The organism is Methylomonas sp. BW4-1, from assembly GCF_052474385.1.
In genome coordinates this window covers 2,479,209-2,504,988 of the sequence record NZ_CP184125.1, presented here as the reverse complement: position 1 = coordinate 2,504,988, position 25,780 = coordinate 2,479,209, and the positions used below count along the sequence as shown (strand labels likewise).

19 protein-coding genes and 2 pseudogenes are annotated in these 25,780 nt (G+C 52.6%); 18 read left to right on the top strand and 3 right to left on the bottom strand.

Annotation, left to right across the window (positions count from 1 at the left end):
• The first annotated feature begins 36 nt into the window (after positions 1-36).
• From ACH5Y9_RS11575 to ACH5Y9_RS11505, 15 genes and pseudogenes are all read left to right on the top strand, one after another.
• Positions 37-525 (top strand): DUF2817 domain-containing protein, encoded by a 489-nt coding sequence (locus tag ACH5Y9_RS11575; RefSeq protein ID WP_445369722.1) that lies wholly within the window; start codon positions 37-39, stop codon positions 523-525.
• A complete protein-coding gene (locus ACH5Y9_RS11570; protein ID WP_445369721.1) occupies positions 522-1,640 on the top strand; it encodes a GNAT family N-acetyltransferase/peptidase C39 family protein in 1,119 nt (372 codons plus the stop codon). The genes ACH5Y9_RS11575 and ACH5Y9_RS11570 overlap by 4 nt, the downstream gene beginning before the upstream one ends.
• 80 nt (positions 1,641-1,720) lie before the next feature.
• Entirely contained in the window at positions 1,721-1,879 is a 159-nt protein-coding gene (locus tag ACH5Y9_RS11565; protein WP_445369720.1) for a hypothetical protein, read from the top strand.
• 128 nt (positions 1,880-2,007) lie between these two features.
• The gene (gene alaC / locus ACH5Y9_RS11560; RefSeq protein ID WP_445369719.1) at positions 2,008-3,192 is read left to right on the top strand and encodes an alanine transaminase; all 1,185 of its coding nucleotides are present in this window, start codon (positions 2,008-2,010) and stop codon (positions 3,190-3,192) included.
• Positions 3,193-3,229: 37 nt separating this feature from the next.
• On the top strand, positions 3,230-4,540 hold the full coding sequence (locus ACH5Y9_RS11555; protein WP_101055498.1) for a homoserine dehydrogenase: 1,311 nt from the start codon (positions 3,230-3,232) through the stop codon (positions 4,538-4,540).
• Positions 4,541-4,542: 2 nt separating this feature from the next.
• On the top strand, positions 4,543-5,637 hold the full coding sequence (gene thrC, locus ACH5Y9_RS11550; RefSeq protein ID WP_445369718.1) for a threonine synthase: 1,095 nt from the start codon (positions 4,543-4,545) through the stop codon (positions 5,635-5,637).
• A gap of 54 nt (positions 5,638-5,691) precedes the next feature.
• Positions 5,692-7,437 carry a single-stranded-DNA-specific exonuclease RecJ gene (gene recJ, locus ACH5Y9_RS11545; protein WP_445369885.1) on the top strand — a complete coding sequence of 582 codons (1,746 nt, stop codon included), beginning with the start codon at positions 5,692-5,694 and terminating at the stop codon, positions 7,435-7,437.
• Positions 7,438-7,443: 6 nt separating this feature from the next.
• Positions 7,444-8,985 carry an ArnT family glycosyltransferase gene (locus ACH5Y9_RS11540; protein ID WP_445369717.1) on the top strand — a complete coding sequence of 514 codons (1,542 nt, stop codon included), beginning with the start codon at positions 7,444-7,446 and terminating at the stop codon, positions 8,983-8,985.
• A 19-nt stretch (positions 8,986-9,004) separates the two neighbouring features.
• Positions 9,005-9,661: a phosphatase PAP2 family protein gene (locus ACH5Y9_RS11535; RefSeq protein ID WP_240348285.1), complete on the top strand. Its 657-nt coding sequence runs from the start codon at positions 9,005-9,007 to the stop codon at positions 9,659-9,661.
• Complete coding sequence (locus ACH5Y9_RS11530; RefSeq protein WP_240348286.1) at positions 9,658-10,119, top strand: YaiI/YqxD family protein; 462 nt, start codon at positions 9,658-9,660, stop codon at positions 10,117-10,119. Before ACH5Y9_RS11535 ends, ACH5Y9_RS11530 begins: the two co-directional genes overlap by 4 nt.
• Before the next feature lie 69 nt (positions 10,120-10,188).
• Positions 10,189-11,064 carry a 4-hydroxy-tetrahydrodipicolinate synthase gene (gene dapA, locus ACH5Y9_RS11525; protein WP_445369716.1) on the top strand — a complete coding sequence of 292 codons (876 nt, stop codon included), beginning with the start codon at positions 10,189-10,191 and terminating at the stop codon, positions 11,062-11,064.
• A gap of 2 nt (positions 11,065-11,066) precedes the next feature.
• A complete protein-coding gene (gene bamC / locus ACH5Y9_RS11520) occupies positions 11,067-11,813 on the top strand; it encodes an outer membrane protein assembly factor BamC (protein WP_445369715.1) in 747 nt (248 codons plus the stop codon).
• Positions 11,814-11,912: 99 nt separating this feature from the next.
• Positions 11,913-15,870, top strand: a pseudogene (purL, locus tag ACH5Y9_RS11515) (phosphoribosylformylglycinamidine synthase).
• Between the two features lie 184 nt (positions 15,871-16,054).
• Positions 16,055-17,368 (top strand): histidine kinase, encoded by a 1,314-nt coding sequence (locus ACH5Y9_RS11510; RefSeq protein ID WP_445369714.1) that lies wholly within the window; start codon positions 16,055-16,057, stop codon positions 17,366-17,368.
• Positions 17,365-18,009 carry a response regulator transcription factor gene (locus ACH5Y9_RS11505; RefSeq protein ID WP_445369713.1) on the top strand — a complete coding sequence of 215 codons (645 nt, stop codon included), beginning with the start codon at positions 17,365-17,367 and terminating at the stop codon, positions 18,007-18,009. Before ACH5Y9_RS11510 ends, ACH5Y9_RS11505 begins: the two co-directional genes overlap by 4 nt.
• A 93-nt stretch (positions 18,010-18,102) precedes the next feature.
• On the opposite strand, the gene ACH5Y9_RS11500 is transcribed toward ACH5Y9_RS11505, so the two are convergent.
• From ACH5Y9_RS11500 to ACH5Y9_RS11490, 3 genes are all read right to left on the bottom strand, one after another.
• Positions 18,103-18,933 (bottom strand): HDOD domain-containing protein, encoded by an 831-nt coding sequence (locus ACH5Y9_RS11500; protein ID WP_033158088.1) that lies wholly within the window; start codon positions 18,931-18,933, stop codon positions 18,103-18,105.
• A gap of 47 nt (positions 18,934-18,980) precedes the next feature.
• Complete coding sequence (locus ACH5Y9_RS11495; RefSeq protein WP_445366335.1) at positions 18,981-19,730, bottom strand: IS5 family transposase; 750 nt, start codon at positions 19,728-19,730, stop codon at positions 18,981-18,983.
• 203 nt (positions 19,731-19,933) lie between these two features.
• Complete coding sequence (locus tag ACH5Y9_RS11490; protein ID WP_033158087.1) at positions 19,934-21,685, bottom strand: methyl-accepting chemotaxis protein; 1,752 nt, start codon at positions 21,683-21,685, stop codon at positions 19,934-19,936.
• Between the two features lie 125 nt (positions 21,686-21,810).
• Between ACH5Y9_RS11490 and ACH5Y9_RS11485 the strand changes: the two genes are divergently transcribed.
• The 3 genes and pseudogenes from ACH5Y9_RS11485 (at position 21,811) to gyrA (ending at position 25,778) form a co-directional block, all read left to right on the top strand.
• On the top strand, positions 21,811-22,293 hold the full coding sequence (locus ACH5Y9_RS11485) for a low molecular weight protein-tyrosine-phosphatase (RefSeq protein WP_165786444.1): 483 nt from the start codon (positions 21,811-21,813) through the stop codon (positions 22,291-22,293).
• Between the two features lie 22 nt (positions 22,294-22,315).
• A pseudogene (locus ACH5Y9_RS11480) lies at positions 22,316-23,036 on the top strand (dienelactone hydrolase family protein).
• A 126-nt stretch (positions 23,037-23,162) separates the two neighbouring features.
• Complete coding sequence (gyrA, locus tag ACH5Y9_RS11475; RefSeq protein ID WP_445369712.1) at positions 23,163-25,778, top strand: DNA gyrase subunit A; 2,616 nt, start codon at positions 23,163-23,165, stop codon at positions 25,776-25,778.
• Positions 25,779-25,780 lie beyond the last annotated feature (2 nt).

The window sequence follows — 25,780 nt, the reverse complement described above, 5'->3', positions numbered from 1 at the left end:
CGTCCGGACCGTTTTACGGCGGCAGTGCGCCGGCGCATGGCCGGTCTGGTCTGCGAGGATTTGATTCAACGTCACAATTTGGCGCAACGTCGTGTCGCCGTGGTGGATTTGCATACCGGTCTCGGTCCTTACGGTTACGGGGAAATTATCTGCGATCATCAGCCCGACAGTGCCGGGGCGGCGGTCGCGCAGCACTGGTACGGCGATTCGGTGACCTTGCCGCTCGCGGGCACGTCCAGCTCGGTGCCGAAACTGGGCTTGTTGGATTATCTCTGGCACGCCAACATGAGCCCGCAAAGTTGTTACGTCACGCTGGAGTTTGGCACGTACAGCACCGACCATTTGTTTGAAGTGTTGCTGCGCGATCATCAACTGTGGGCTGCCGAGGATATTAACGATCAGCGTTTTGCGCACAGCATGGAAATGCGCCAGCATTTCTGTCCCAATGAGAACGCTTGGCAGGAAATGGTGTTGTTCCGCGCGCGGCAAGTGCTGGGCCAGGCGTTACGCGGAGTGTCGTCGTGACAACTTTAGCTGACGAGTTGGCGGTGCGTCCGGCGCAAAGCACCGATCTGGAGGGCTTGGTGGCGTTGGAGAATGCCAGCTTCGCTACCGATAAATTAAGCCGGCGCAGTTTCCGGCATTGGTTGAGTTCCGACCACCGCGCCCTACTATTAGCGGAATGGGCGGGGCTGGTCGCCGGCTATATTTTGATTATTTATCATCCCGGTACCCGTTTGGCGCGGATTTATTCGCTGGCCGTGGCACCGCAATTGCGCGGCAAGGGCATTGCCAAGACCTTAATGCTGGCCGGCGAGCAAGCCGCGCGCGATGATGGCCGTTTGTATCTGCGTCTGGAAGTGAGTGTGGATAACACGCCGGCCATCCGTTTATACGAGGCGCTGGGTTTTCAAAAGTTTGGTTTGTATCGCGATTATTACCAAGACCATAGAGATGCGTTGCGCTATCAAAAGCGCATCCGCCGTTACCGTGATACGCCGCAACATCGTTCGGTGCACTGGCTGCGGCAAACCACGCCGTTTACCTGCGGGCCGGCGGCGTTGATGATGGCGATGCACGCTTTGAACAAAAGCTATTTGCCGTCGCGCGAGCAAGAAATCGAGTTATGGCGCGAAGCCACTACCATTTTCATGACCTCCGGCCATGGCGGTTGCCATCCCATCGGTTTGGCCTTGGCTGCCAAACGCCGGCAATTCGCGGTGGAAGTGTGGATCAACCAAACCGGCTCATTATTTATCGATAGCGTGCGCAGTGACGATAAAAAGCAGATCGTCGAGTTGGTCGATACCTGTTTCAAGCGTGACGCAGCCGAGCAGGGCGTGGCAATACATTATGCCAACGTCACGCAAAACGACTTGATAGCCGCGTTCGAAGCCGGGGCAATACCTTTAATTTTGATCAGTACGTTTTCGATGGACCGCAAAAAAGCTCCGCACTGGGTAGTGATGAGCGGCTTTGATAAAGATTGTTTGTACATGCATGATTCCGACCCGGACGAAGGCCGGCAGAATGAGTTGGATTGCCAGTTTATCCCCATTGCCCGCGAGGATTTTGACCGAATGTCCTGTTTCGGCAAATCGCGGTTGCGGACGGCGGTTATTGTTTGGCCGGGCGCATAGTGCGAGCTTTTCGTTCTCAGATGATGCGGCAGACGTTACAATTGCGGCAGCAACATCGAATATTCACGAGACCTTAATTCATGAACGACCGTAATCACGACGACGGCAGCAAGAAAGTTAAAAATATCGCTGCGGTTTTGTACCTATTGGTGCTGACTTTTCTGGTCGGCGGTTCTTATCTGCATCAGCAGAGCACGGATAGTGCTCAAGTCCCGGCAACGACTGCCGCGCAACCTTAAATTTCGCCCGATCAGCATTTTCGGAAGCGTACCGCTGTACCGAAATTGACATCGCCATGCAACAACAGTACCTTAGCCGGCTTTCTTTTAGAAGCCGTCTTTAAAATTCAGAACCACAAGAGTCATTAATGGAAGAATTTCATCGCATTAGTCGTCTGCCGCCTTACGTTTTTAACATCGTTAACGAGCTGAAAGCCAAAGCCCGAGCGGAGGGCGAAGACGTCATCGATTTTGGGATGGGCAATCCGGACCAGCCTACCCCCAAACACATCCTCGATAAAATGTTGGAAGTGGCGCAGCGCGATGATACCCATCGCTATTCGGTTTCCAAGGGTATCCCCAGGTTGCGCAAAGCCATTTGCGGTTGGTACAAAAAACGTTTCGACGTTGACTTGGATTTCAACACCGAGGCCATCGTCACGATAGGCTCTAAAGAAGGTTTGTCGCATTTGGCTCTGGCAACCTTGGGCCCTGGCGACGTGGTATTGGTGCCGAATCCGGCTTACCCGATTCATCCCTATGGCGTGGTGATTGCCGGCGCGGATATTCGCCATGTGCCGTTGACCCCGGGAGTGGATTTCTTCGAGGAATTGCGAAAAGGGATTGCCGAGTCTTGGCCAAAGCCGAAGATGTTGATTCTGAATTTTCCAGGCAATCCGACCTGCCAATGCGTGGAGCTGGATTTCTTCGAAAAAGTGGTGGCGATTTGTAAGGAACACAATATCTGGATCGTCCACGACATCGCTTACGCCGACATCGTCTTCGACGGTTACGTGGCGCCGTCGATTTTGCAAGTGGAAGGGGCGAAAGACATCGCCGTCGAATTTTTCTCCCTGTCAAAAAGCTACAACATGCCCGGCTGGCGGGTTGGCTTCATGTGCGGCAATCCAACCCTGGTAGCGGCGTTGACCCGGATCAAATCCTATATGGATTACGGTACCTTTACACCGATTCAGGTCGCGGCGATTACTGCATTGGAAGGTCCGCAAGATTGCGTGAAAGAAATCTGCGACATGTACAAGGCGCGCCGCGATGTGCTGTGCGACGGCTTGAATGCGATGGGTTGGCACGTCGAAAAGCCGAGGGCGACCATGTTTGTCTGGGCCAAAATTCCGGAAGCCTATCGGGAAATGGGCTCCATCGAGTTTGCCAAGAAATTGATCATTGATGCTAAAGTCGCGGTATCGCCCGGCATTGGTTTTGGGCAGCACGGCGACGACCATATTCGCTTTAGTTTGATCGAAAACGAGCACAGAACCCGGCAGGCCTTGCGCAGCATCCGCAATATGCTGAAAAAAGACAACGTAGTATAATCGCCGCCATTTTTGGGTATAACGCTAGGAGTCAGGTTTGAAGCCGGTAACAGTTGGGGTTTTGGGATTGGGTACCGTTGGTGGCGGTACCGTCAACGTACTGAAAAGGAATGCCGGGGAAATCGCTCGCCGGGCCGGCCGTGAAATCTTGGTCACCCGCGCATCTGCGCGCGACCTGAACCGGACGCGGATTTGCGCTACCGATGGCATTATCTTAACGGCCGATCCGTTCGAAATCGTTAACGACCCGGACATTGATGTGGTTGTCGAATTGATCGGCGGCTACGATCTGGCGAAACAATTGGTGTTAACCGCAATTGCCAATGGCAAACACGTGGTTACCGCCAATAAAGCCCTGATTGCCTTGCACGGCAATGAGATCTTCGCCGAAGCCAGCAAAAAAGGCGTGATGGTGTTGTTCGAAGCGGCGGTGGCCGGCGGCATACCCATCATCAAGGCCATCCGCGAAGGCCTGGCCGGTAACCGCATCAAATGGTTGGCCGGTATCATCAACGGCACCGGTAATTTCATCCTCACCGAAATGCGCGACAAGGGTCGCGATTTTGCCGACGTCTTGGCCGAAGCCCAGGCCTTGGGTTACGCAGAAGCCGATCCCACCTTTGACGTGGAAGGTATCGATGCCGGGCATAAATTGACTATCTTGGCCTCAATCGCTTTCGGCATCCCATTGCAGTTCGAGAAAGTCTTCACCGAAGGTATCACCAAGATTACCCGCCTCGACGTCGAATATGCTGAAGCACTGGGTTACCGAATCAAGAATCTGGGTATCGCCCGCAAGACCGAGGACGGCATCGAGTTGCGCGTGCATCCAACTCTGATTCCCAAACGCCGCTTGATCGCCAATGTCGACGGCGTGATGAATGCGGTGTTGGTCTGCGGCGACGCGGTCGGCCCCACCTTATACTACGGTGCCGGCGCGGGCGCCGAGCCTACGGCGTCAGCCGTGGTAGCGGATTTGGTCGATGTAGTCCGAGCGATGACCAGCGATCCGGAAAACCGCGTGCCGCATCTGGCGTTCCAGGCCGATGCCATTGCCGACATTCCGGTATTGCCTGCCGAGCAAATCAAGACCGCCTATTACTTGCGCCTGACCGCTGAAGATAAGCCCGGCGTGCTGGCGGACGTCACCCGGATTTTGGCGGCGCATAACATCAGTATTGAAGCTTTGATTCAAAAAGAACCGCCGCAAGGCGAGACTTCCGTGCCGATCATTATGCTGACGCAATTGACGCTGGAAAAAGAAATGAACGCCGCGATTGCGGCCATCGAAGCGCTGGCGACGGTTAGCGGCAAAGTGGCGCGGATTCGCTTGGAAACTCTAGGATAATAATGACAACGCAAACACGCTACACAGGCATCATCGAACGCTACCGCGACCGCTTGCCGGTCTCAGCCGACACTCGGCTAATCAGCCTTTGCGAAGGCAACACCCCGCTGATCCAGTTACAAAATATTCCGCGCTTGATCGGCAAGGATGTGGATATTTATGTGAAATTTGAAGGCCTAAATCCGACCGGTTCGTTTAAAGATCGCGGTATGACCATGGCCGTGACCAAAGCCGTGGAAGAGGGCAGTCAAGCCATTATTTGTGCGTCCACCGGCAATACCTCGGCCGCCGCCGCAGCGTATGCGGTGCGGGCCGGCATTCGTGCCTTCGTTTTGATCCCCGAAGGCAAGATTGCGTTGGGCAAATTGGCGCAAACCATGATGTACGGAGCCAAAATTATTCAGATCAAAGGCAATTTCGACGCCGGCATGTCGATTGTCAAGGAAATCACGGACCATGCTCCGGTCACGATCGTGAACTCTATCAACCCTTTCCGTCTGGAAGGTCAAAAAACCGCTGCTTTCGAGATCGTTGATGCCTTGGGCGACGCGCCCGATTTCCACTGCTTGCCTGTCGGTAATGCCGGCAATATCACCGCGTACTGGAAGGGTTATAAGGAATATTCAACCGATAGCGCCACCCATAAAGCCGTTACCAAAAAGCGTCCGGTAATGTGTGGCTACCAAGCGGCCGGTGCTGCGCCTTTCTTGGCGGGTCACCCAGTGGAAAATCCGGAAACAGTGGCGACGGCAATCCGCATCGGTAATCCGCAATCTTGGGACGGTGCTTGGACCGCGCAGAAACAATCCGGCGGTTGGTTCGCATCGTTCACCGATCCGCAAATCTTGGCCGCGCAAAAAATGCTCTCCGCCTATGAAGGTATCTTCTGCGAGCCTGCTTCCGCCACCTCACTGGCGGGCGCCTTGCACGACATTGCGAATGGCAATATTCCGGAAGGCAGTACCATCGTCTGCACCTTGACCGGCAACGGTATTAAAGATCCTGACACCGCCATTGCTCAGTGCAAGGACGATCAACCGAACACGATAGACGCCTCACTGGATGCGGTGAAAAAAGCCATTCTGGATTCGATGTGAGTCTAGCGATGAGCATCGACAAGCCGGCAATTGCCGGCTTTTTTATTGCCTGATATGTATTTGCAAAGCGTTAAAAAAGTCATTCTGCCCAGGCCGGTGCAGATTAAAAATCCGCACTTTGGCGAGATGGACCCGGTGCTGCAACGGATTTTTAGCAGCCGCGGCGTGCAGAGTGCTGATGAACTGGATCGGAGCTTGGCGAGTTTGCCATCGCCTTGGTTACTGACCGGCATGAAGGAGATGGTCGAGCATCTGGTGTCGGCAATCAAACAGCAGCAAAAAATTACCGTGGTCGCCGATTTTGACGCCGACGGTGCCACCAGTTGTGCCTTGGCTTTAAAAGGCCTGCTGCTGCTCGGGGCGAAAGCCGTGGATTTTGTGGTGCCCAACCGTTTTGAATACGGTTACGGCTTGACGCCGGAAATTGTGGAGTTGGTGAAGCGGCAGAGTCCAGACATTATTGTTACTGTGGATAATGGCATATCCAGCATTGACGGTGTCAAAGCCGCCAAGGCTGCTGGTATCAAGGTGTTGATTACCGATCACCATTTACCGGGGCTGGAACTGCCGGACGCCGATGCTATCGTCAATCCCAATTTGCCTGATGATAAGTTTCCAAGCCGAAATATCGCCGGCGTAGGGGTGATGTTTTATATCCTGATGGCCTTGCGGATTCGCTTGCGCGAATTGCATTGGTTTGAAAAGGCCGGAATCCCTGAACCGAATCTGGCGCGTTTGCTGGATCATGTGGCCTTGGGCACCGTTGCCGACGTGGTGGCTTTGGATCAGGTCAACCGGATCTTGGTGCATCAGGGCTTATTGCGCATCCGTTCCGGGCAATGTCAGCCTGGAATTAAAGCTTTGGCCGAAGTCGCCGGCAAGCAATTGGCCGGGATTCATGCCAGCGATCTGGGCTTTTCCATCGCGCCACGTTTGAACGCGGCCGGCCGGATGGACGATATGTCCTTAGGCATTCAGTGCTTGCTGACCGACGATGCCGGCTTGGCACGTGACATAGCCGAGCAATTGCATGCCTTGAACCAGGATCGAAAAGAAGTCGAAGGGCAGATGAAGACCGAAGCGATGGCATTGCTCTCGGAAATGAAGGCGCTCGATGAAAAGCACGTGCCGGCCGGCGTGTGTTTGTATGACGGCAATTGGCATCAAGGGGTGATCGGCATCCTGGCGTCGCGGATCAAAGACCGCTTACACAGGCCGGTAATCGCGTTTGCCCCTGCCGATAATGGCGATATTAAGGGTTCGGCACGCTCCATCAATGGGGTGCATATTCGCGATGTGCTCAGTGAGATTGCTGCCAGGCATCCGCAGATATTAAGCAAGTTCGGCGGCCACGCCATGGCCGCGGGTTTGACGATAAAATTGCATGACTATCCGCATTTTGCGCTGGCTTTTGCCGAAACCGTGGCGGCGAAACTGGAGTTGGTGGATCTGGAACAGAAAGTCTATTCCGACGGTGAGTTGGACGAGCAACATATGACCTTAGCCTTCGCGGAAGTGCTGCAGCAGGCGGCGGTGTGGGGGCAAACCTTTCCCGAACCGGTATTTAATGGCGTATTCGATGTGATCCAATGCCGGATCGTTGGTCAGCAGCATTTAAAGTTTGTATTGCGCTTGCCATTTAGCGGCCAGTTGCTGGATGCGATTGCGTTTTTTGCCGATCACCCCGAGAAATGGCTGGGTTGCCGAAAAATCAACGCAGCCTATAAGTTGGATATCAATGAATTTCGCGGGCAACGTAGCCTGCAACTGTTGTTGCATTATCTGGAGAAATGGGAGTAACAGCCTATGTCTGAGAGATTGTTACGCTGGATAGACGCGCATACACTGGCTTTGCTGTTGGCGATTATGCTGTTGCGCGGTGGGTTCTTGTTGATCAACGGCTTTGATTTGATCGGCGATGAAAGCTACTACTGGGATTGGTCGCGCCGACCGGACTGGTGTTATTACAGTAAGCCGCCCATGATCGCTTGGCTGATTGGCGCATTCACTTGGCTGTTGGGCGACTATACGTTTACGGTGCGCTTGCCGGCGCTGTTGTTGGGTACGACATTTCTGTGGTTTTTTCATGCGACCGCGAAGGCATTTTACGGTGCGCGCGGCGGCGCTTTGGCACTGTTGCTGGTGTTGGCGACGCCGATCAATGTGCTGGCCAACTTCCTGATGACTATCGATGCGCCGCTGTATTGTTTCTGGATAATGACCGTGTATTACTTGAGACGGGCATTGTTCGACAATCAAGCGCGTGCCTGGTTATGGGCCGGTTTGGCCAGCGCCGCCGCCTTACTCAGCAAGCAATCAGCATTGATTTTGCCGTTAATGTTGCTGATCTTTTTAGCCTTGGATAAGCATCGCCGAGGGCAGTTGAAAAAAGAGTTTCTGGTTTATTTAAGTCCTATCGTGATCGCGGCAGTGCCGATTTTATGGTGGAACCAGCAACACGATTGGGTGATGTTCGGGCATAGCAAAGGCCATTTCGGTAACCATGAACCGGTCAGCCTGCTTAAGCACTTACAATGGGCCCGAGATTTTCTGCTTTACCAGCTGTTATTGGTTTCGCCGGTGCTGTTTGTGCTGGTGCTGATTAGCAGCGCGCAAGCGGCGCTCAATTTTAGACGTCTGGCTGCGGAGCAACGATTTTTGTTATTGATGGGGCCAGCCTTGTTACTCGGTGTTTTGCTGCTCAGTGTGCTGCAAAAAGCCCAAGGCAATTGGCCTATGCCGTTTTATTTTACCGGCTTGATTTTGTTGGTCGGCAACTGGCTGGCCGGTGCCTGGAAAAAAGCCTTGAAATACGGTGTCGCACTGGGTCTGGCGATGGTGCTGTTGACCTATTCGCTGCCCATCGTCTTGCAAGTGTTTAAATTACAAAACACCGCGTTCGATCCCACCAAGCGTTTTAACAGCTGGCAGGAGTTGGCGATTAACGTGCATTTCGAGCGCTTGATCAGTTTGCCCAATCTGGATAACACCTTTGTGGTAGCCTTGGGCCATCGTTATCTGGCGAGCGAGTTGGCGTTTTATTTGCCCGATCATCCCCAGGTTTATCGTTACGAACCCAGTGGTGTGGTGACGTCGCAGTACGAAGTTTGGCCTGGTCCGCAGGCGTTTGTCGGCAAAAACGGCTTTGTGCTGGGTGAAACCTCGGAGGAAAACCTACCCGCAGAATTGAAAGCGGTGTTTCAAAATTTTCGCTTCTTGGCGCAAATCCCCAATCCTGCCAAGCCGAGTTCCCCGTATTACCTGTATTTAGGTGAAAACCTGAAGTTTTGGCCGGAAACCGTCCGGCTAACATTGGATAAGGAAAGCTATGCCCCATCGGAAAATTAGACGCGCGCGCAACGAACTCATGCTCGTCTTGCTATTGGCGGCACTGACCACTCTATTGTTTGGGCTAACAGACCTGGATTTGCGCTTGGCGGCCTTGTTTTATCATCCGGAAAATCCCGGCGATGTCTGGCCGACCCAGCATTGGTGGCCCTGGAAACTGCTGTATGACTATGCTTTTCCGTTCACCTTGTGGGCCGGTCTGATAGCTTTAGCGGTTTATGTCCTCAGTCATTTCAATACTCATACGCAACGCTTTCGCCGTAAGGCCTTGTATATACTGCTGGTCATTGCTTTAGGTCCGGGCTTGGTGGTCAATCTTGTTGTTAAAGATCATTGGGGAAGACCCCGGCCGGTGCATGTCAGCCAGTTCGGCGGCGAGTACCAATATGTGCCGCCTGCCAAATTCGGCCACACGCCTGATAAGTCTTTCGTCTGTGGTCACTGTTCGGTGGGCTACACATTTTTTGTGTTGTATTTTCTGTCGCAAAACCATAAAGCCATCTATTTTCTGTTGACGATAGTGTTGGCGTGGACTCTGGGCTTTACCCGGATGACTTCCGGCGGACATTTTGCGTCGGATATTTTATGGTCCGGCTACCTGGTATTTTTGGTGGCTTATGCCTTGTACTACGGTTGGTATGTTCGGATAAAGCCGGACGTGAAGACCGCGCAATGACGGGGGCAATCAAGATTTGGGTGGATGCGGATGCCTGTCCTAATTTGATTAAAACGGTTTTGTTCCGCGTCGCCCAAAAAAGGCAGTTGGAATTGCTGCTGATTGCCAATCAAAGCATCGCCGTGCCGCCGTCCCGTTATATCCAATCGATTCGCGTCAGCGGCGGTTTCGATGTCGCTGATGATTATATCGTCGAGCATCTGCGGGCCGGCGATCTGGCGATTACCGGCGATATTCCGTTGGCTGCAAAAATCCTAGCTAAGCAGGGGTTTGTGATTCATCCGCGTGGCGAAGCTTATACGGTGGAGAATATCGGTGAAAAACTCGCCATGCGCGATTTCATGGAAGGCTTGCGCGACAACGGTTTGGCATCCGGTGGTGCGGCGGCCATGACGGCCAAAGATGTCCAAAATTTCGCCAACGCGCTGGATAGATTTCTGGCCGCCCGGCAAATATAACAGGCTGAGTTTTCAGGGTTAGCTTGATATAATGCCCCGGTTTTATATACCTAAACACGAGAGATTTGCATGATTCAAGGTAGTATCGTTGCGCTGGTAACCCCGATGACGGAAGACGGTGCGGTGGATGAAACCAGTCTGAAACGGCTGGTCGAATTTCATATAGAGCAAGGGACTGACGCATTGGTAGCGGTTGGTACCACTGGCGAATCGGCAACTCTCGACGAAGACGAGCATTGCGCAGTCATTAAATTTATCGTCGATTGCGTGGCCGGACGGATACCGGTTATCGCCGGCACCGGTGCCAATTGCACCCGCGAAGCGATACACCTGACTCAAAAAGCCAAGCAAGCCGGTGCGGACGCCTGTTTGCTGGTCACGCCTTATTACAACAAACCGACCCAGGAAGGCTTGTACCTGCATTACAAAGCCATCGCCGAAGCGGTCGATATTCCGCAAATTCTGTACAACGTGCCGGGGCGTACCGCTTGCGACTTGTTGCCGGAAACCGTGGGTAGACTGGCGAAAATCGATAACATCGTCGGTGTGAAAGAAGCCACCGGTAAGCTGGAACGGGTCAAGCAAATCCGGGATTTAACCGGTGACGATTTTGCGCTGTACACCGGCGACGACGCCACCAGCTGCGAATTTTGTTTATTGGGCGGCAACGGCAGCATCACCGTGACCGGCAACGTGGCACCGAAACTGGTCCACGAAATGTTGGCGGCGGCAATGGCGGGTGATCGCGCGACTGCCGAGGCGATAGATGCCAAATTGACCGGTTTGCACAGCAGCCTCTTCATACAATCCAATCCCATTCCCGTCAAATGGGCAGTGGCGGAAATGGGTTTGATGGGCCAAGGTATTCGATTGCCTTTGACTTGGCTGACAGAGGACTGTTTTGCTACCGTGCGCGCGGCGATGCATCAAGCCGGCGTTTTATAACCATGAAAACTCGCCTATACGGTCGTCTGGCGCTGGTTTCGGCGTTGCTGTTGAATGCCTCGTGCAGCACCATCAAGAGCTGGTTTCCGGATAAGGAAAGAGATTATCAATTTACTACCGAAATCCCCGAATTGGTCGTCCCGGACGATCTAAAAACCAAGACCTTGGCGACCCGTCCGGTAAACAATACGCCGGAACCTGCACCAGAGCCGGTGCGGCAGGAGCCTGTCCGATCCGCGGCAGCCGCAGAGCCGGCGCCCAGGAAGCCGGAAAAAACCGAAGCTAAAGAGACTGTCGCGGCAGCCGGATCCGGGAAAAGTGTGCAAGCGGCCGGCAGCAGTGGCGTCAGCAGTTTACAAATCGATCAATCCGCCACTCAAGCCTGGTGGATAGTCGGCAAAGCCTTGAGCCGCCAAAAATTGGAAGTGGTCGAGCGGAATATGGACAAAGGCTATTTCTTCGTCAAATACGATCCTGACGCGATTAAGCCGGAAGACGGTTCCATTCTGGACGAAATCACTTTTTTATTCGGCGACGATCCCAGCCAGGAACAGGAATATCGGGTAAGCCTGCATCAACTTGATGAACTGCTTACCGAAGTGACGGTGCAAGATAGTGACGGTAAGACCCTGTCAAATGTCGCTGCGACCTCCTTGCTCAGATTGATCACCGAAGGCATTAATCAGGATATACCCAGCGGTACCGCTGACAAGTCGGACAAAGCAGCCGACAATACGCCGTCGCCATAAAATCGCCGCCTTGTTTGCGATTTGGGGCTTGCCGTGTTTTATCTGCGGAATGTCCTGTATTTACTCTTTTAGCTATAAAAAACCACTCAAACACAGCCCATGTTGACCCTATCCGGAATCTCCGCTCTTTCCCGTTTTCGTATTGAAAAACTGCTGACCGAACTGCAGGCAGTGGCCGGCAGCATTACTGCTGTTAGTGCCCGGTTTCAGCATTTCGTGCAAATCGATGGTCAGCTATCCGCCGAGCAATCGGCGATGCTGGGACGCTTGCTCGATTACGGCCAAAGCGATGAAAGCAGCGAAAATGTAGCGGTGGAAGGGAGCGGCGAATCGTCTGAATCACAATTTGTCTCCTTGTGGGTGGTGCCGCGTTTGGGCACTATTTCGCCTTGGTCGAGTAAAGCCTCGGAAATAGCCGAGCGTTGCGGCTTGGCCGCGGTAAAACGCATTGAGCGCGGTATCGAATACCGCTTTACCTCTTCCGAGCCTTTGAGCGATGCTGTTAAACACCAACTGGCGTCTTTACTGCACGATAGAATGATTCAGCAAGTGGTTTACGATCAGGCTAGCCTTGATTTGTTTGCCGAGCACGATCCCCAGCCTTTACAAACCGTAGCTATCGTAGAGCAGGGCAGGGACGCTTTGGTTAAGGCCAACGCTGAATTAGGCATGGCCTTGTCGGCCGATGAGATCGAATATTTAACTGAGAGCTTCATCAATTTAGGTCGCAACCCGACCGATGTGGAGCTGATGATGTTCGCCCAGGCCAATTCCGAACATTGCCGGCATAAAATCTTCAACGCCAGTTGGACCATTGATGGCGAAGAGCAAGCCAAGTCTTTGTTTGCGATGATCCGCAACACTCACACGCTGAATCCGCAAGGCGTGCTGTCAGCCTACAGTGACAACTCGTCGGTGCTGGAAGGCCCGACAGCCCAGGTATTTATCCGCGATGCGGCGAATAACTATGCCTATGGCTATGTCGAAGAACAGGCGCACCTGCTGATGAAGGTGGAAACCCACAACCATCCGACCGCAATTTCCCCGCATCCCGGCGCGGCAACCGGTTCCGGCGGGGAGATTCGCGACGAAGGCGCCACCGGCCGCGGCTCGGCAACCAAGGCCGGTCTGACCGGTTTCAGCGTCTCGCATCTGAAAATTCCTGGTTTCCCGCAGCCTTGGGAAGCCGATTACGGCAAGCCAGAGCGCATCGTTTCCGCGTTGGACATCATGCTGGAAGGGCCAATCGGCGGCGCAGCGTTTAATAACGAATTCGGCCGGCCCAACATCGCCGGCTATTTCCGCAGCTTCGAACAACCATCGGAAACCGGCGAAGCCAATCAATATCGTGGCTATCACAAACCCATCATGATCGCCGGTGGCATGGGCAACATCCGGCCGATGCTGGTGGATAAACATCCTATTCCGGCTGGCTCGTTGATCGTCATCCTTGGCGGTCCGGCGATGCTGATCGGTTTGGGCGGCGGCGCGGCATCATCGCAAACTTCCGGCGAAAGCGCTGCGGAACTGGATTTTGCCTCGGTGCAACGCGAGAATCCGGAAATGGAACGGCGTTGCCAGGAAGTCATCAATCACTGTAATTCGCTGGGCGAAAACACACCCATCATCTCTATTCACGACATCGGTGCCGGCGGTTTGTCCAACGCGGTGCCGGAAATCATTCACGACTGTGATCGTGGTGGCAGTTTCGAATTGCGCAAGGTGCAGAACGCCGACAAAGGCATGTCGCCGATGCAAATCTGGTGCAACGAGGCCCAGGAACGCTATGTGGTGGCGATCAAACCTGAGTCGCTGGCATTATTCGAATCCTTCTGCAAACGCGAGCATTGTTTGTACGCGGTGATCGGTCATGCCACCGACGAGGAACATCTGACGCTGAGCGACGAATGGCTGGGTGGTAAACCCGTTGACCTGCCGATGTCGGTATTGTTCGGCAAGCCACCGAAAATGCATAGAAACGTCCAGCGTTTGACCAAGAATTTGCCCGAATTGCAACTGGACCAAGTCGAATTGGCCGAAGCCGTGAAACGGGTCTTAGCGTTTCCGGGTCGTGGCGGACAAGAGCTTCTTGATTCACATCGGCGACCGCTCGGTGACGGGTTTGGTCGCTCGCGACCAGATGGTCGGCCCCTGGCAAGTGCCTGTTGCCGATGTCGCGGTCACCGCGTCCGGCTTTTATGCTCACACTGGCGAAGCAATGGCTATGGGTGAGCGCACGCCGTTGGCTTTGATTGACGGCCCGGCTTCCGGTCGTATGGCGATAGGCGAAGCTTTGACTAACTTGGCAGCGGCTCGTATCGGCAAGCTCAATGATGTCAAACTGTCCGCCAACTGGATGGCCGCCTGCGGCAGTCCCGGTGAAGACGCCGCGCTGTTCGATACTGTCAAGGCGGTGGGTATGGAATTGTGCCCGGAATTGGGTATTGCGATTCCGGTAGGCAAGGATTCGCTGTCTATGAAAAGCGTCTGGAAAGATGATAGCGCCGGTCGCTCCCAGCATCCTGCTTCCCGCGACACTAGCACATCCATGTGCGTCGAAAAGACCATGACCTCGCCGCTGTCTCTGATTATCACCGCCTTCGCGCCGGTGCAGGATGTTCGGTGTACACTGACTCCAGAGTTGAAAAATGCCGATAGCGTGTTGCTGTTGATTGATCTTGGCCGGGGCAAGAACCGTCTCGGCGGTTCGGTGCTAGCCCAAGTTTACAATCAGCTCGGCAACCAGGCACCGGACCTGGACGACGCGAGTTTGTTCAAGCGTTTCTTCGACACGATTCAAGCCTTGAACGACCAAGCGCTGATTCTGGCTTACCATGATCGGGCCGACGGTGGTTTGCTGGCTACGGTAACCGAAATGCTGTTTGCCAGCCGTAAAGGCGTTGAACTAGATATTTCCGAACTGGGCGACGACGTGCTGGCGACCTTGTTCAACGAGGAATTGGGCGCGGTACTGCAAGTAAAAACGGCTGAATTGGATCATGTCGCGCGACTGTTGGATCAGGCCGGGCTGGACGAATTTACCCATATCGTCGGTAAATTAAGTTCAGATCAAAAGTTACGAATCGTCCGTAACGGCAAGGAAATTTACAGTGCGAAACGCGCTGAACTGCAACAAACCTGGTCGGAAGTCAGCTTCAGGATGCAAGCCTTGCGCGACAATCCCGATTGCGCACAGCAACAATTCGAGCGAATCGCCGACGACAACGATCCAGGTTTGTCCGCTCAGTTGACTTACGACATCAACGACAACATCGCGGCGAAATTTGCGGATGCGGCCCGACCCAAAGTCGCGATTTTGCGGGAGCAAGGTGTCAACGGCCACGTGGAAATGGCGGCAGCCTTCGATAGAGCCGGTTTCGCGGCCATCGATGTACACATGACCGACATCATCAGCGGCCGGGTGTCGCTGGCCGATTTTACCGGTCTGGTGGCTTGCGGCGGTTTTTCTTACGGTGACGTGCTTGGTGCGGGCGGCGGCTGGGCCAAATCAATTTTATTCAACCCGAAAGCACGCGACGAATTTGCTGCGTTTTTTGCCCGCCCCGATACGTTTGGTTTGGGTGTTTGCAACGGATGTCAGATGATGTCCGGCCTGAAGGATATTATTCCAGGTGCGGAACACTGGCCGCAGTTCAAACGCAATCTGTCGGAACAATTCGAGGCGCGGGTAGCAATGGTCAAGGTGCAGGCTTCGCCGTCGATTTTCTTCCAAGGCATGGCGGGTTCTATATTGCCGGTTGTGGTCGCTCATGGGGAAGGGCGCGCCGAGTTCGATTCCGAAAACCCTGCCGAAGCCGAGGTTGCGATCAGTTATGTTGATAATTACGGCAATGAAACCGAAGCCTTTCCGGCCAACCCGAACGGATCACCGCTGGGCATTACCGGGTTAACCACCGTCGACGGCCGTTTTACCATCATGATGCCGCATCCGGAACGTTGTTTCAGGGCGATACAGAACTCCTGGCATCCGGCCGATTGGTTGGAAGATGGGGCGTGGTTGCGAATGTTCAGAAATGCCCGGGTTTGGGTAGGCTGAGTCAGCGCCGAGGCTTTCGTTTGGTTAAATAGGATCGAGTTTGAGTAACACATATCCCGAGCCTCACAATGATTCAGGGGCTCCAATTTGCAGTTCTCATTGCCAGGAAATAAATAAGAATTTTTCCTATAGCTGTGTGGGAAGCTAGACGGGATAATAGAGGGTTTTCAACGCACTCCATGTCATGAGCCTTCGCTACCAGATTATCTGTCGCATCCTGCTGTCTTCGGTTTGTATTTTGGTATTGGGCGGGGCGATTGCGGTCTGGCAAGCCCGCCAAGCGGTCGAGAAGGAGGTGGATGCCTCGATTCATCTGGCCTTGCAGCTGATCACCATGGGCATCACCGATACGCCGGTATTTCAACAAAGCGACGATTTATCCCGCTTCAGCGCCTTGCGGCAAACGCGGCATTTGAGCATTCAATTGCAAAAGCCGGACGGACAGTTAATCCATTTCGCCGGCGAAAATCAACCGACCAATCCCGAAGAAATGCCGCCTAGTTGGTTTATCCGCTTGGTGAAGGGCGACTATCCCAAAGTCGAGCATCAGCTGAACATGCAGGACGGCAAGTTATTGACGCTGATTATTCAGGCTCAGCCGCTCGATGAAATCACCGAAGTCTGGCAGGAAAGCGTGGCGTTTTTTGCGTCGATTTCCTTGTTGACTATGTTGACTTTTCTGGCGGTCAATCTGGTATTTAATAAGTCTTTGCAATCGATTGCGGTCATCGTGGACGCCTTGCGCCTGATCGAAACCGGCCAATATCGGCAACAATTGCCGCCATTTTCCACGCAGGAATTCGATGATATTGCTAAGGCAATCAATCATATGACGGTTGAATTGGAAAAAACCCGCCAGGAAAATCGCGCATTGACACAGCATTCGCTAGCCATTCAGGAAGAAGAGCGCCAACGTCTGTCGCAGGAGTTGCATGACGAATTTGGCCAATCCCTGACAGCTATCAAAGTGATGGCGGTTACGGCAGCGCATCGTAAAGCCGACGCGGCTAAAATAACCGCAACAATCGCGGAAATTTGCGATCACTTAATGACTGTGGTGCGTTCGATGATGCAGCAATTGCATCCTCTGGTCTTGACCGAATTAGGATTGAAGGCCACTTTGGAAGAGATGGTTAATCATTGGTCGGAACGCAATACTGATCTACGGCTGACGATTCGTTGTAGCGACGCAGTGGATGGTTTGGATAAAAATCTAACTATTCAGGTGTTTCGGGTGATTCAGGAGTGTTTGACCAACGTGGTGCGCCATGCACAAGCCCATAGCGTGACTATCGACTTGGATAAGCTGGATATCCCCCAGGCATGTTTGCAACTTAAAGTGCAGGATGACGGACGCGGTTGCGATTTGCAGACTACCAGTCAAGGCTTTGGTTTGCTGGGCATAAAAGAACGCATCAAGTCGCTGGACGGCGAATTGCAGGTGTTGTCTCGCCCTGGTTCAGGTATGTTGGTTAATGCGCGAATCCCACTCGTATGAATAACAAGATAAAAATCGTGTTGGTGGACGACCACCTGGTAGTGCGGGCTGGTTTTAAAATGCTGTTGGCTGCCGGGGATAGTGTCGAAGTCATCGGCGAAGCCGAGCGTGGTGAACAGGCTATTCAGCTTTATCAAGAATTACAGCCCGATATGTTGGTGATGGATTTGTCCATGCCGGGGATTGGCGGTTTGGAAACTATTCGGCGGATCATTCAGCGCGATAGTGAGGCAAGAATTTTAGTTTTTAGTGTGCATCATGAACAAGTTTATGTCAGCCGGGCATTGGCAGCCGGCGCGCAGGGCTATATCACCAAAAATAGCGCTCCCGGTATTCTTGCCGAAGCGATAGCGGCAATTATGGCTGGTCAACAGTATGTCGAGCGCGGTTTGGTCAAGGGCGGCGGGGAAGAGCAGCAGTACACCGGTTATCAAGCGATAATCGGCGGTTTTTCTGCACGCGAGTTCGATGTATTTAGTTTGCTTGCCCAAGGGTTGACGGTGCATAAGATCGCCGATCAGCTGTGTCTAGGCCATAAAACTGTGGCGAACTACGCCACGCAAATCAAGAAAAAGCTCCAGGTTGACACTACCACAGAGCTTGCTCATATTGCGGTCAATTTGGGTATGACGGCGCGCTGATAGTTGGTTTTAGGGCGAGGGCTGAGAAGGAATAAATTAGCCGTCGTTCAGGCAAAATAATTTCGTCTGAACGATTATTGAAAATTATGTTTCTTAATCCAGAAGGCCGTCGAGCTCAGATTTAGCCGCTAGAACATCCGGCAATTTTTCCTTAAGAAGTTGGTCCGATAGGCCTAAAAGTGCGGTGACTTGATTGGGTAGCGAAGCCAAAATTTGATTTTCATCCAAACCCTGATCCTGGCAGTCGCTGATTGTATGGGCGAGGAAAACTGCGCAAGCTAATTTGTTGGGCGTGTCCGCGGCTAAAGGTTCCGCCGATTGTTCGATGGTTTCGACCAATTCGTCAGCAAATTTCCAGCGACGGCAAAGCTCCGCGCAGACCGCCGGGCTGGTATAGCCCAAGCGCCTTTTTTCAATTTCCAATCTGACGTTGCCGTTTTTCACATGCTGATCAATTTCGTTGGCTTCACGGGGACTGCCAATGTGAATGAGCAGGTTGCCCAGATTGCTAATTAGCCCGGCAGTATAGGCGATGTCTGCTGCCAGGCCCGCTTGGGCCGCGAACCATCTTGCATAACCTGCTGTGCGGAAACTATTCCGCCAGCTTTGTTTGACATCGAAATTATCCAATTGCGGTACCACACCGACAATCCCGGATGCGATCACCAAGGTTTTCAGCTGGTTCATGCCCAGCAAGGTGATGGCTTCATCTATAGAGCCAATTTTACGGGATAAACCAAAATGCGCGGAGTTGACTAAACGCAGGATTTTTAAAACAATCACCTGCTCTTTTTCCACGTTTTTGGCTATGTCGAGCATATCCGCGTTGGGATTGTTTAGCTGATTGATGAGGGATCTTACGACTTCGGGTACTTGCGGAATTTTGTGGATTTCATCGAACAGTTGGTTCATTTTTGTGGGCATGTCTTCATCCTTAAGCTACGAAACTGTAATTAGGGGCTGTTGCCGTTTTACATGGGTAACCAAATAAAAGCGCAGGCCAAAGCGACAACGCCTTCAAAATTGCGTTTCAATTTGTCATATCGCGTCGCGATGGCTCTGAAATGTTTCAATCGCGCAAAGACATTTTCAACGAGGTGGCGATATTGGTAGAGGCACCAATCCATTCCGTCATTCCCGACGATTGAATTTTGTTTTCTAGGAATGATAGGGACACTCCCTTTCTCTCGAATTTGAATCCGTAGAGGTTCACTGTCATAGCCTTTGTCAGCGACCGTGTAGTCAGCCAAAGGCAGTTTAGCCACTAATTCCGGCGCTTCTTTGCAGTCATGGACTTCACCACCGGTGATCGAGAAATGAATAGGCAGCCCACAGGCATCAACGGCCATATGGATTTTCGTGGTGTGACCCGCAACGGATTTCCCAATCGCGGCATCCTGTTCATGAGCCGCACCACTACTATGCTGATGCGCTTTCACGATACTGCCGTCAATAAAGGTCCATTCCAAATCCGGTGCCACAACCAGGCCTCGAAAGATGCCCATCAGTTTTTCTTGCAGTGACCACGCATTAAACCGTTTGTAGACTGCATTCCACTTACCAAACGTGGCAGGCAGGTCTCGCCAGGGGCAGCCGACTCGCATGCGATAAAAAATCCCTTCTACCGTTTGCCTGAGCGAAGGCTTGTCATAAATCCCCAGGCTTAACAGGATGGCTTTGAATTTATTCCAGTATGCATCCGTAAACATTTGTCGCGGCATAGCTCACTTGTCTTCTGATTGAAAAATCAATCAATGAGGCAGAGCCGTTCGATTTCAAGGCTATCGTTTCAAAATGGCAACAGCCCCTATTCTTAGTGAATTATAGCCAGCCTCGGCGAACAAACCGTACAAATTTAACATCGGATCTGGGCCCGGCGCAGCCTGGATAAGGGTTACGCCGAGCCAAGCGGATAGCGGTTTAGCTAGGTCTTAAAGTTTCCAACCATGGAGCGTAACTGATTCGCCAGGTCAAGTAATTCGTGGCAGGCATCCGCCGTATTTTTCGCGCCAATCGAAGTCTCTTCGGATACCCGGCTGATATTGCTGATGTTGCGATTGATTTCCTCGGCTACAGCGGTTTGCTCCTCGGCCGCGCTGGCTATCTGATTATTCATATCGTTAATGGTATCGATACGTTCACTAATGGTGGTTATCGAACCTCCGGCGGATGCGGCTTGCTCTACGCTGGAGTTGGCGCGGCTTCTACCGTTTTCCATAACGGCCACGGCCTGTTTCGCGCGGTCCTGCAAGCGTTCGATGGTTTTTTGAATTTCCAAAGTGGAATTTTGGGTACGGCTGGCCAAGGTTCTGACTTCATCCGCTACTACCGCAAAGCCTCGACCTTGCTCACCAGCCCTGGCGGCTTCTATGGCGGCGTTCAGTGCCAGCAAATTGGTTTGCTCGGCAATACCTTGAATCACGCCTAATACCTCGCCAATACTGTTACTGTCGTTTTCCAGTTCGTGTATCACATTGGCGGCGTTTTCCACTTCAGACGCTAAGCTGTTGATGCCATGCACCGCATCTTTCACGATGTTTTTGCCTGACGACGCTTCACGGTCGGCGATTTCGGCGGCTTCCGATGCTCTAACGGCATTTTTGGCGACTTCTTGCACCGTCGATGTCATTTGCTTCATGGCATTAGCCACCAACGTGGTTTCGTGCAATTGCCGCTCAACACCGGCTTGAGTCGATTGGGTGATATTCGCAAGCTTGTGGGAAGAGCTGGCTAGTTTTTCGCTGGTAGAGCTGATCTGGTCGATGGTTTTGGCTATTTTACGCACGAAGGTATTAAAACTCGATGCGATCCAGGCAAATTCCGACTTGCCGCTCGCATCCAGGCGAGCCCGCAGGTCGCCTTCGCCACTACCGATGTCCTGCAGTTTCAAAGCCAATGCTGTCAGCGGACCGATGATGATTTTGCTCATCGTGAAGTAGCCGGTAAAACCAATGATGATCAGTGTTATGCATAAGAAGCCGATAGCGTAGAAGGTATTATTCTTCAGCTCGGCTAGCGCCACGCTAAATGGGGTGACGATCTCAAATGCACCATGCAAGTCGCCGGCGTGGCGATTTTCCATCGGATACCCCAGTAAATCTTGGCCCTTTTCGTTATTCCAGAGACTTTGCGATGTCTTGGGGTCGCCATGGCACAATTCGCATTGTTTGACTAATTTGACCGGGCGTAAATAGCGGACTTCCTGTTTTTCTTCGTCTACGTAGCTGAAGTCTTGGGCGGACGGGTTGCTTCTGAAAAACTCCAGCGCTTGACGCTCGATGTCATCCGCTGCGTTCCGGGGGTTTCGGGGGTTAAGAGACGGTGCTTTAAAACGAAAGCCGTGCTCTTTGGCTTCTGCTTCGATGACATCCCAGGCATTGGCCGTCGGTACGGTGGCGATCACCAGTTCTCTGGCTTTAGAGCTACCTTTTTGTTCGACCAATTGCATGAGTTGCTCAGGCGTGTAGATGCCGGCTTCCCATTTTTTTACGACATTGTCGCGGATTGATTCGGACAAAGTGAGTAGTTGCCGCGAGGCTTTGATTTCCCGGTCAATCAGCTTTTGTTTCTCAAAGCTTGAGTAAACAACCAAGATGGCTATGCCTAAAAGTGTTAGCACCGACATGGTGATAGAAACCACCTTTACCCCTACAGAATGCCAGTTCATCATCAACATCCGAAACTCCCCTAAAATACGCTTTAAATTTCTTGTATTAACTGTCTTTCCAGTACCGCCCTGAAGACATGCCAACCGAGTATAGCTTACAATTTAGCGTCAACTATTCTAAAAACTTAACAACTATGCGGAAAATCAAGGTTTTGTTTGTGTGTATGGGTAACATCTGTCGATCGCCCACCGCAGAAGGCGTTTTCTCTCATTTAGTGTCTACAAGAAACCTGGCGGAGCGCTTTCAAATAGATTCAGCCGGTACCCATGCCTACCATGTTGGCGATGCGCCCGATCTGCGCGCGCAAAAAGCCGCTCGCGACAGAGGGATTGAATTGAAACATCTGCGGGCGCGCAAAGTTGTGTCCGCAGATTTCGAAGCGTTCGATCACATTCTGGTGATGGACGACGAAAATCACGCCGTACTAAAAGAAGCCTGTCCGATTGATTTGAGTCATAAAATTCGCCATTTTCTCGATTATGCACCGCACTTGAATCAACGCGAAGTGCCAGACCCTTACTACGGTGGTAGTTATGGTTTTGAGCGGGTGCTGGATATGGTCGAAGAGGCATCGGCGGGATTTTTGCAGGCATTGCAACAAACGGGCGAGCTGTAATTAACGGGGTAGGAAAAAGCTAATGGCGATAATTTCGAATACGGTCAGTTACCTGGATCGCGACACGGTGCTGGAAGGTTTTTTTGCTTACGACGATGCGATTATCGGTCAGAGACCGGTGGTGTTGATCCATCATGCTTGGGGTGGGCGAGACCAGTTTGTGGCTGACAAGGCCTTAAAGTTGGCGGAATTGGGTTACTTGGCGTTCGCTACCGATATGTATGGTAAAGGCGTCCTAGGCAAGACGCCGGAACAAAACGCCAAATTGATGCAACCCTTCATACAAGATAGGGCGAAATTGCAACAGCGCTTACAGGCAGCGCTATCCACAGTCAAGCTGATGCCTTGGGCCGACAACGCCAGGATTGCGGCGATAGGCTTTTGTTTTGGTGGTTTATGCGCGCTGGATTTGGCCCGGACCGGTGTGGATATGCGTGGAGTAGTGTCATTTCATGGCTTGCTCGGTGCGCCTGAAAATATCCCGAACCCCCAAATTAAGGCTAAGGTACTGGTGTTGCATGGCTATGACGACCCTATGGCCTCCGTTGAGCAAGTACTTGCCTTGCAAGACGAATTAACCAAGGCTGGTGCGGACTGGCAGTTGCATAGTTACGGGCATACGATGCACGCCTTTACCAACCCGGTGGCTAATAATCCTGATTTTGGTACCGTTTATCAGACCGCTTGCTGATCGCCGGTCTTGGCAGGCGATGCAAAACTTTTTGAGCGAGATTTTTGCCTGACGGCAGAGGGTGGCGTTTGCTATAATCGACTGCTTTATAAACCTGTTAGCCATGCTTAAATGGAATTGATGCTTCAGGCTAACCCGTCGATCGATAAGCTTTCGACTGCACTGGAACCACGGACCCATGTCAGACTTCGCTAAAGAAATTATCCCCGTCAATCTCGAAGACGAGATGAAACAATCCTACCTCGATTACGCCATGAGCGTCATCGTCGGCAGGGCACTTCCCGATGTCAGAGACGGCCTCAAGCCGGTGCACCGTCGCGTCCTTTACGCGATGAACGAGCTCGGAAACGACTGGAACAAACCTTATAAAAAGTCGGCGCGTATCGTCGGTGACGTGATCGGTAAATACCATCCGCATGGTGATACAGCGGTTTACGACACCATGGTGCGGATGGCGCAGCCGTTTTCCTTGCGCTACATGTTAATCGATGGTCAAGGCAACTTCGGTTCGGTGGACGGTGATTCGCCGGCGGCGATGCGGTATACCGAAGTGCGAATGGCGAAAATCGCCCATGAATTACTCGCGGACCTGGATAAGGAAACCGTGGACTTCGTTGCCAACTACGACGAATCGGAATCTGAACCCACGGTGATGCCGACTCGGGTGCCTACTCTGTTAGTCAATGGCTCTGCCGGCATCGCGGTCGGTATGGCCACTAATATTCCTCCACATAATCTGGGTGAGATTATCAGCGCCTGCCTGGCCTTGATCGAAAACCCCGATCTGACGATTCCCGAATTAATGCAAATCGTGCCGGGACCGGATTTTCCGACCGCAGGGATCATCAATGGTGCTTCCGGTATTTTTGAAGCGTATGCCACCGGTCGTGGCCGGATTTACCTGCGTGGCCGCAGCCATTTTGAAGACATTGGCGATAGTGGTCGCCAAGCCATCATCACCACTGAATTACCGTATCAGGTCAACAAAGCCCGTTTGCTGGAAAAAATCGCCGAATTAGTTAAAGAGGGCAAACTGGATGGTATTTCGGGTCTGCGCGATGAGTCTGATAAGGATGGCATGCGCATGGTCATCGAATTGCGCCGCGGCGAGGTGCCGGACGTGGTGCTAAATAATCTGTACAAACAAACCCAGATGCAGACCGTATTTGGTATCAATATGGTGGCGCTGTACGATGGTCGGCCGCATTTGATGGGGTTGAAAGACATTCTGGCGGCATTTGTCGATCACCGTCGCGAGATCGTTACCCGCAGAACCATTTATAACCTGCGCAAGGCGCGAGAAAGGGCGCATATCCTCGAAGGTTTGGCGGTTGCATTGGCTAATATCGACGAGATGATTGAGCTGATCAAATCCTCGCCCAGCCCGCAAGAAGCCAAAGTCGGCCTGCTAGCGCAGACCTGGAATGCCGGTTTGGTTGCGGCCTTGCTGGATAGAGCCGAGGCGGATCGTTCGCGGCCGGACGATTTGTCTATCGAATTTGGCTTGGTAGACGGCTCTTACCGCTTATCCGAAAATCAGGCGCAGGCTATTTTGGATTTGCGTCTGCATCGTTTGACAGGCTTGGAACAAGAAAAAATCGTCAACGAATACAAGCAGCTGCTGGAACTGATCGACGAATATTTGCATATTTTGGGTAGCGATGTGCGCTTGATGGAAGTGATCCGCGAAGAGCTGGAAGAGATCAAAACTCAATACGGCGATGCCCGCCGCACCGAAATCGTCCAGGATTATTCCAATCTGTCCGCCGAGGATCTGATCACCGAAGAAGATATGGTGGTGACGATGTCGCACGAGGGTTACGTGAAAACCCAGCCGCTCAGCGATTATAAAGCCCAGCGCCGCGGTGGCCGTGGTAAGTCGGCGACTGCAACGAAGGAAAACGATTTCGTCGAAAAACTGATCATCGCCAATACCCACGACACGATTCTGTGCTTCTCGTCCGCGGGTAAAGTCTATTGGTTGCGGGTGTTTAATCTGCCGGTCGCCAGCCGGGCATCGCGCGGCAAGCCGTTTGTAAATCTGTTGCCGCTGGAAGAAGGCGAGAAGATCAATGCGATGTTGCCGGTCCGTGAGTACAGTGCGGATAAATACATTTTCATGGCCACATCATCGGGTACCGTGAAAAAAACCCCGTTGCCCGAGTTCGAACGCCAGCGCAGTAACGGCAAAATCGCTATCGATCTAAACGAAAACGACACTTTAGTGGGCGTGGCGATTACCGACGGGCAGCAAAACGTGTTGTTGTTCAGCAGTGATGGCAAGGCCGTGTGCTTCAACGAAACCGATGTGCGCTCCATGGGCAGGACCGCTACCGGCGTACGCGGTATCCGTCTGCAGGAAGGCCAAAAAGTCATATCCTTAATCATCGCCAGCGAAGGCACGGTGTTGAATATCACCGAAAACGGTTACGGCAAACGCACTAAGCTGGAAGAGTTTACCCAGCATAGACGCGGCGGCCAGGGCTTAATCGCGATTCAAACCTCCGAGAGGAATGGTGCGGTAGTCGGCGCGGTATTGGTTAACGATACTGACGAGATCATGTTGATCACTGACGGCGGTACGCTGGTGCGGACACGGGTTAAGGAAATTTCCATCGTCGGCAGAAATACTCAAGGTGTTACCGTCATTCGTCTGGATAAGGGCGAAAGAGTCGTTGGTGTTGATCGTATCGATGGTCTGGGCGATGAAGACGATGTGGACGGCGATATTGACGAAAACGATGTTGATGTGGTGGAAACCGACAGCGCCGAACAAGGCGGAGAAGAGGAGTAACG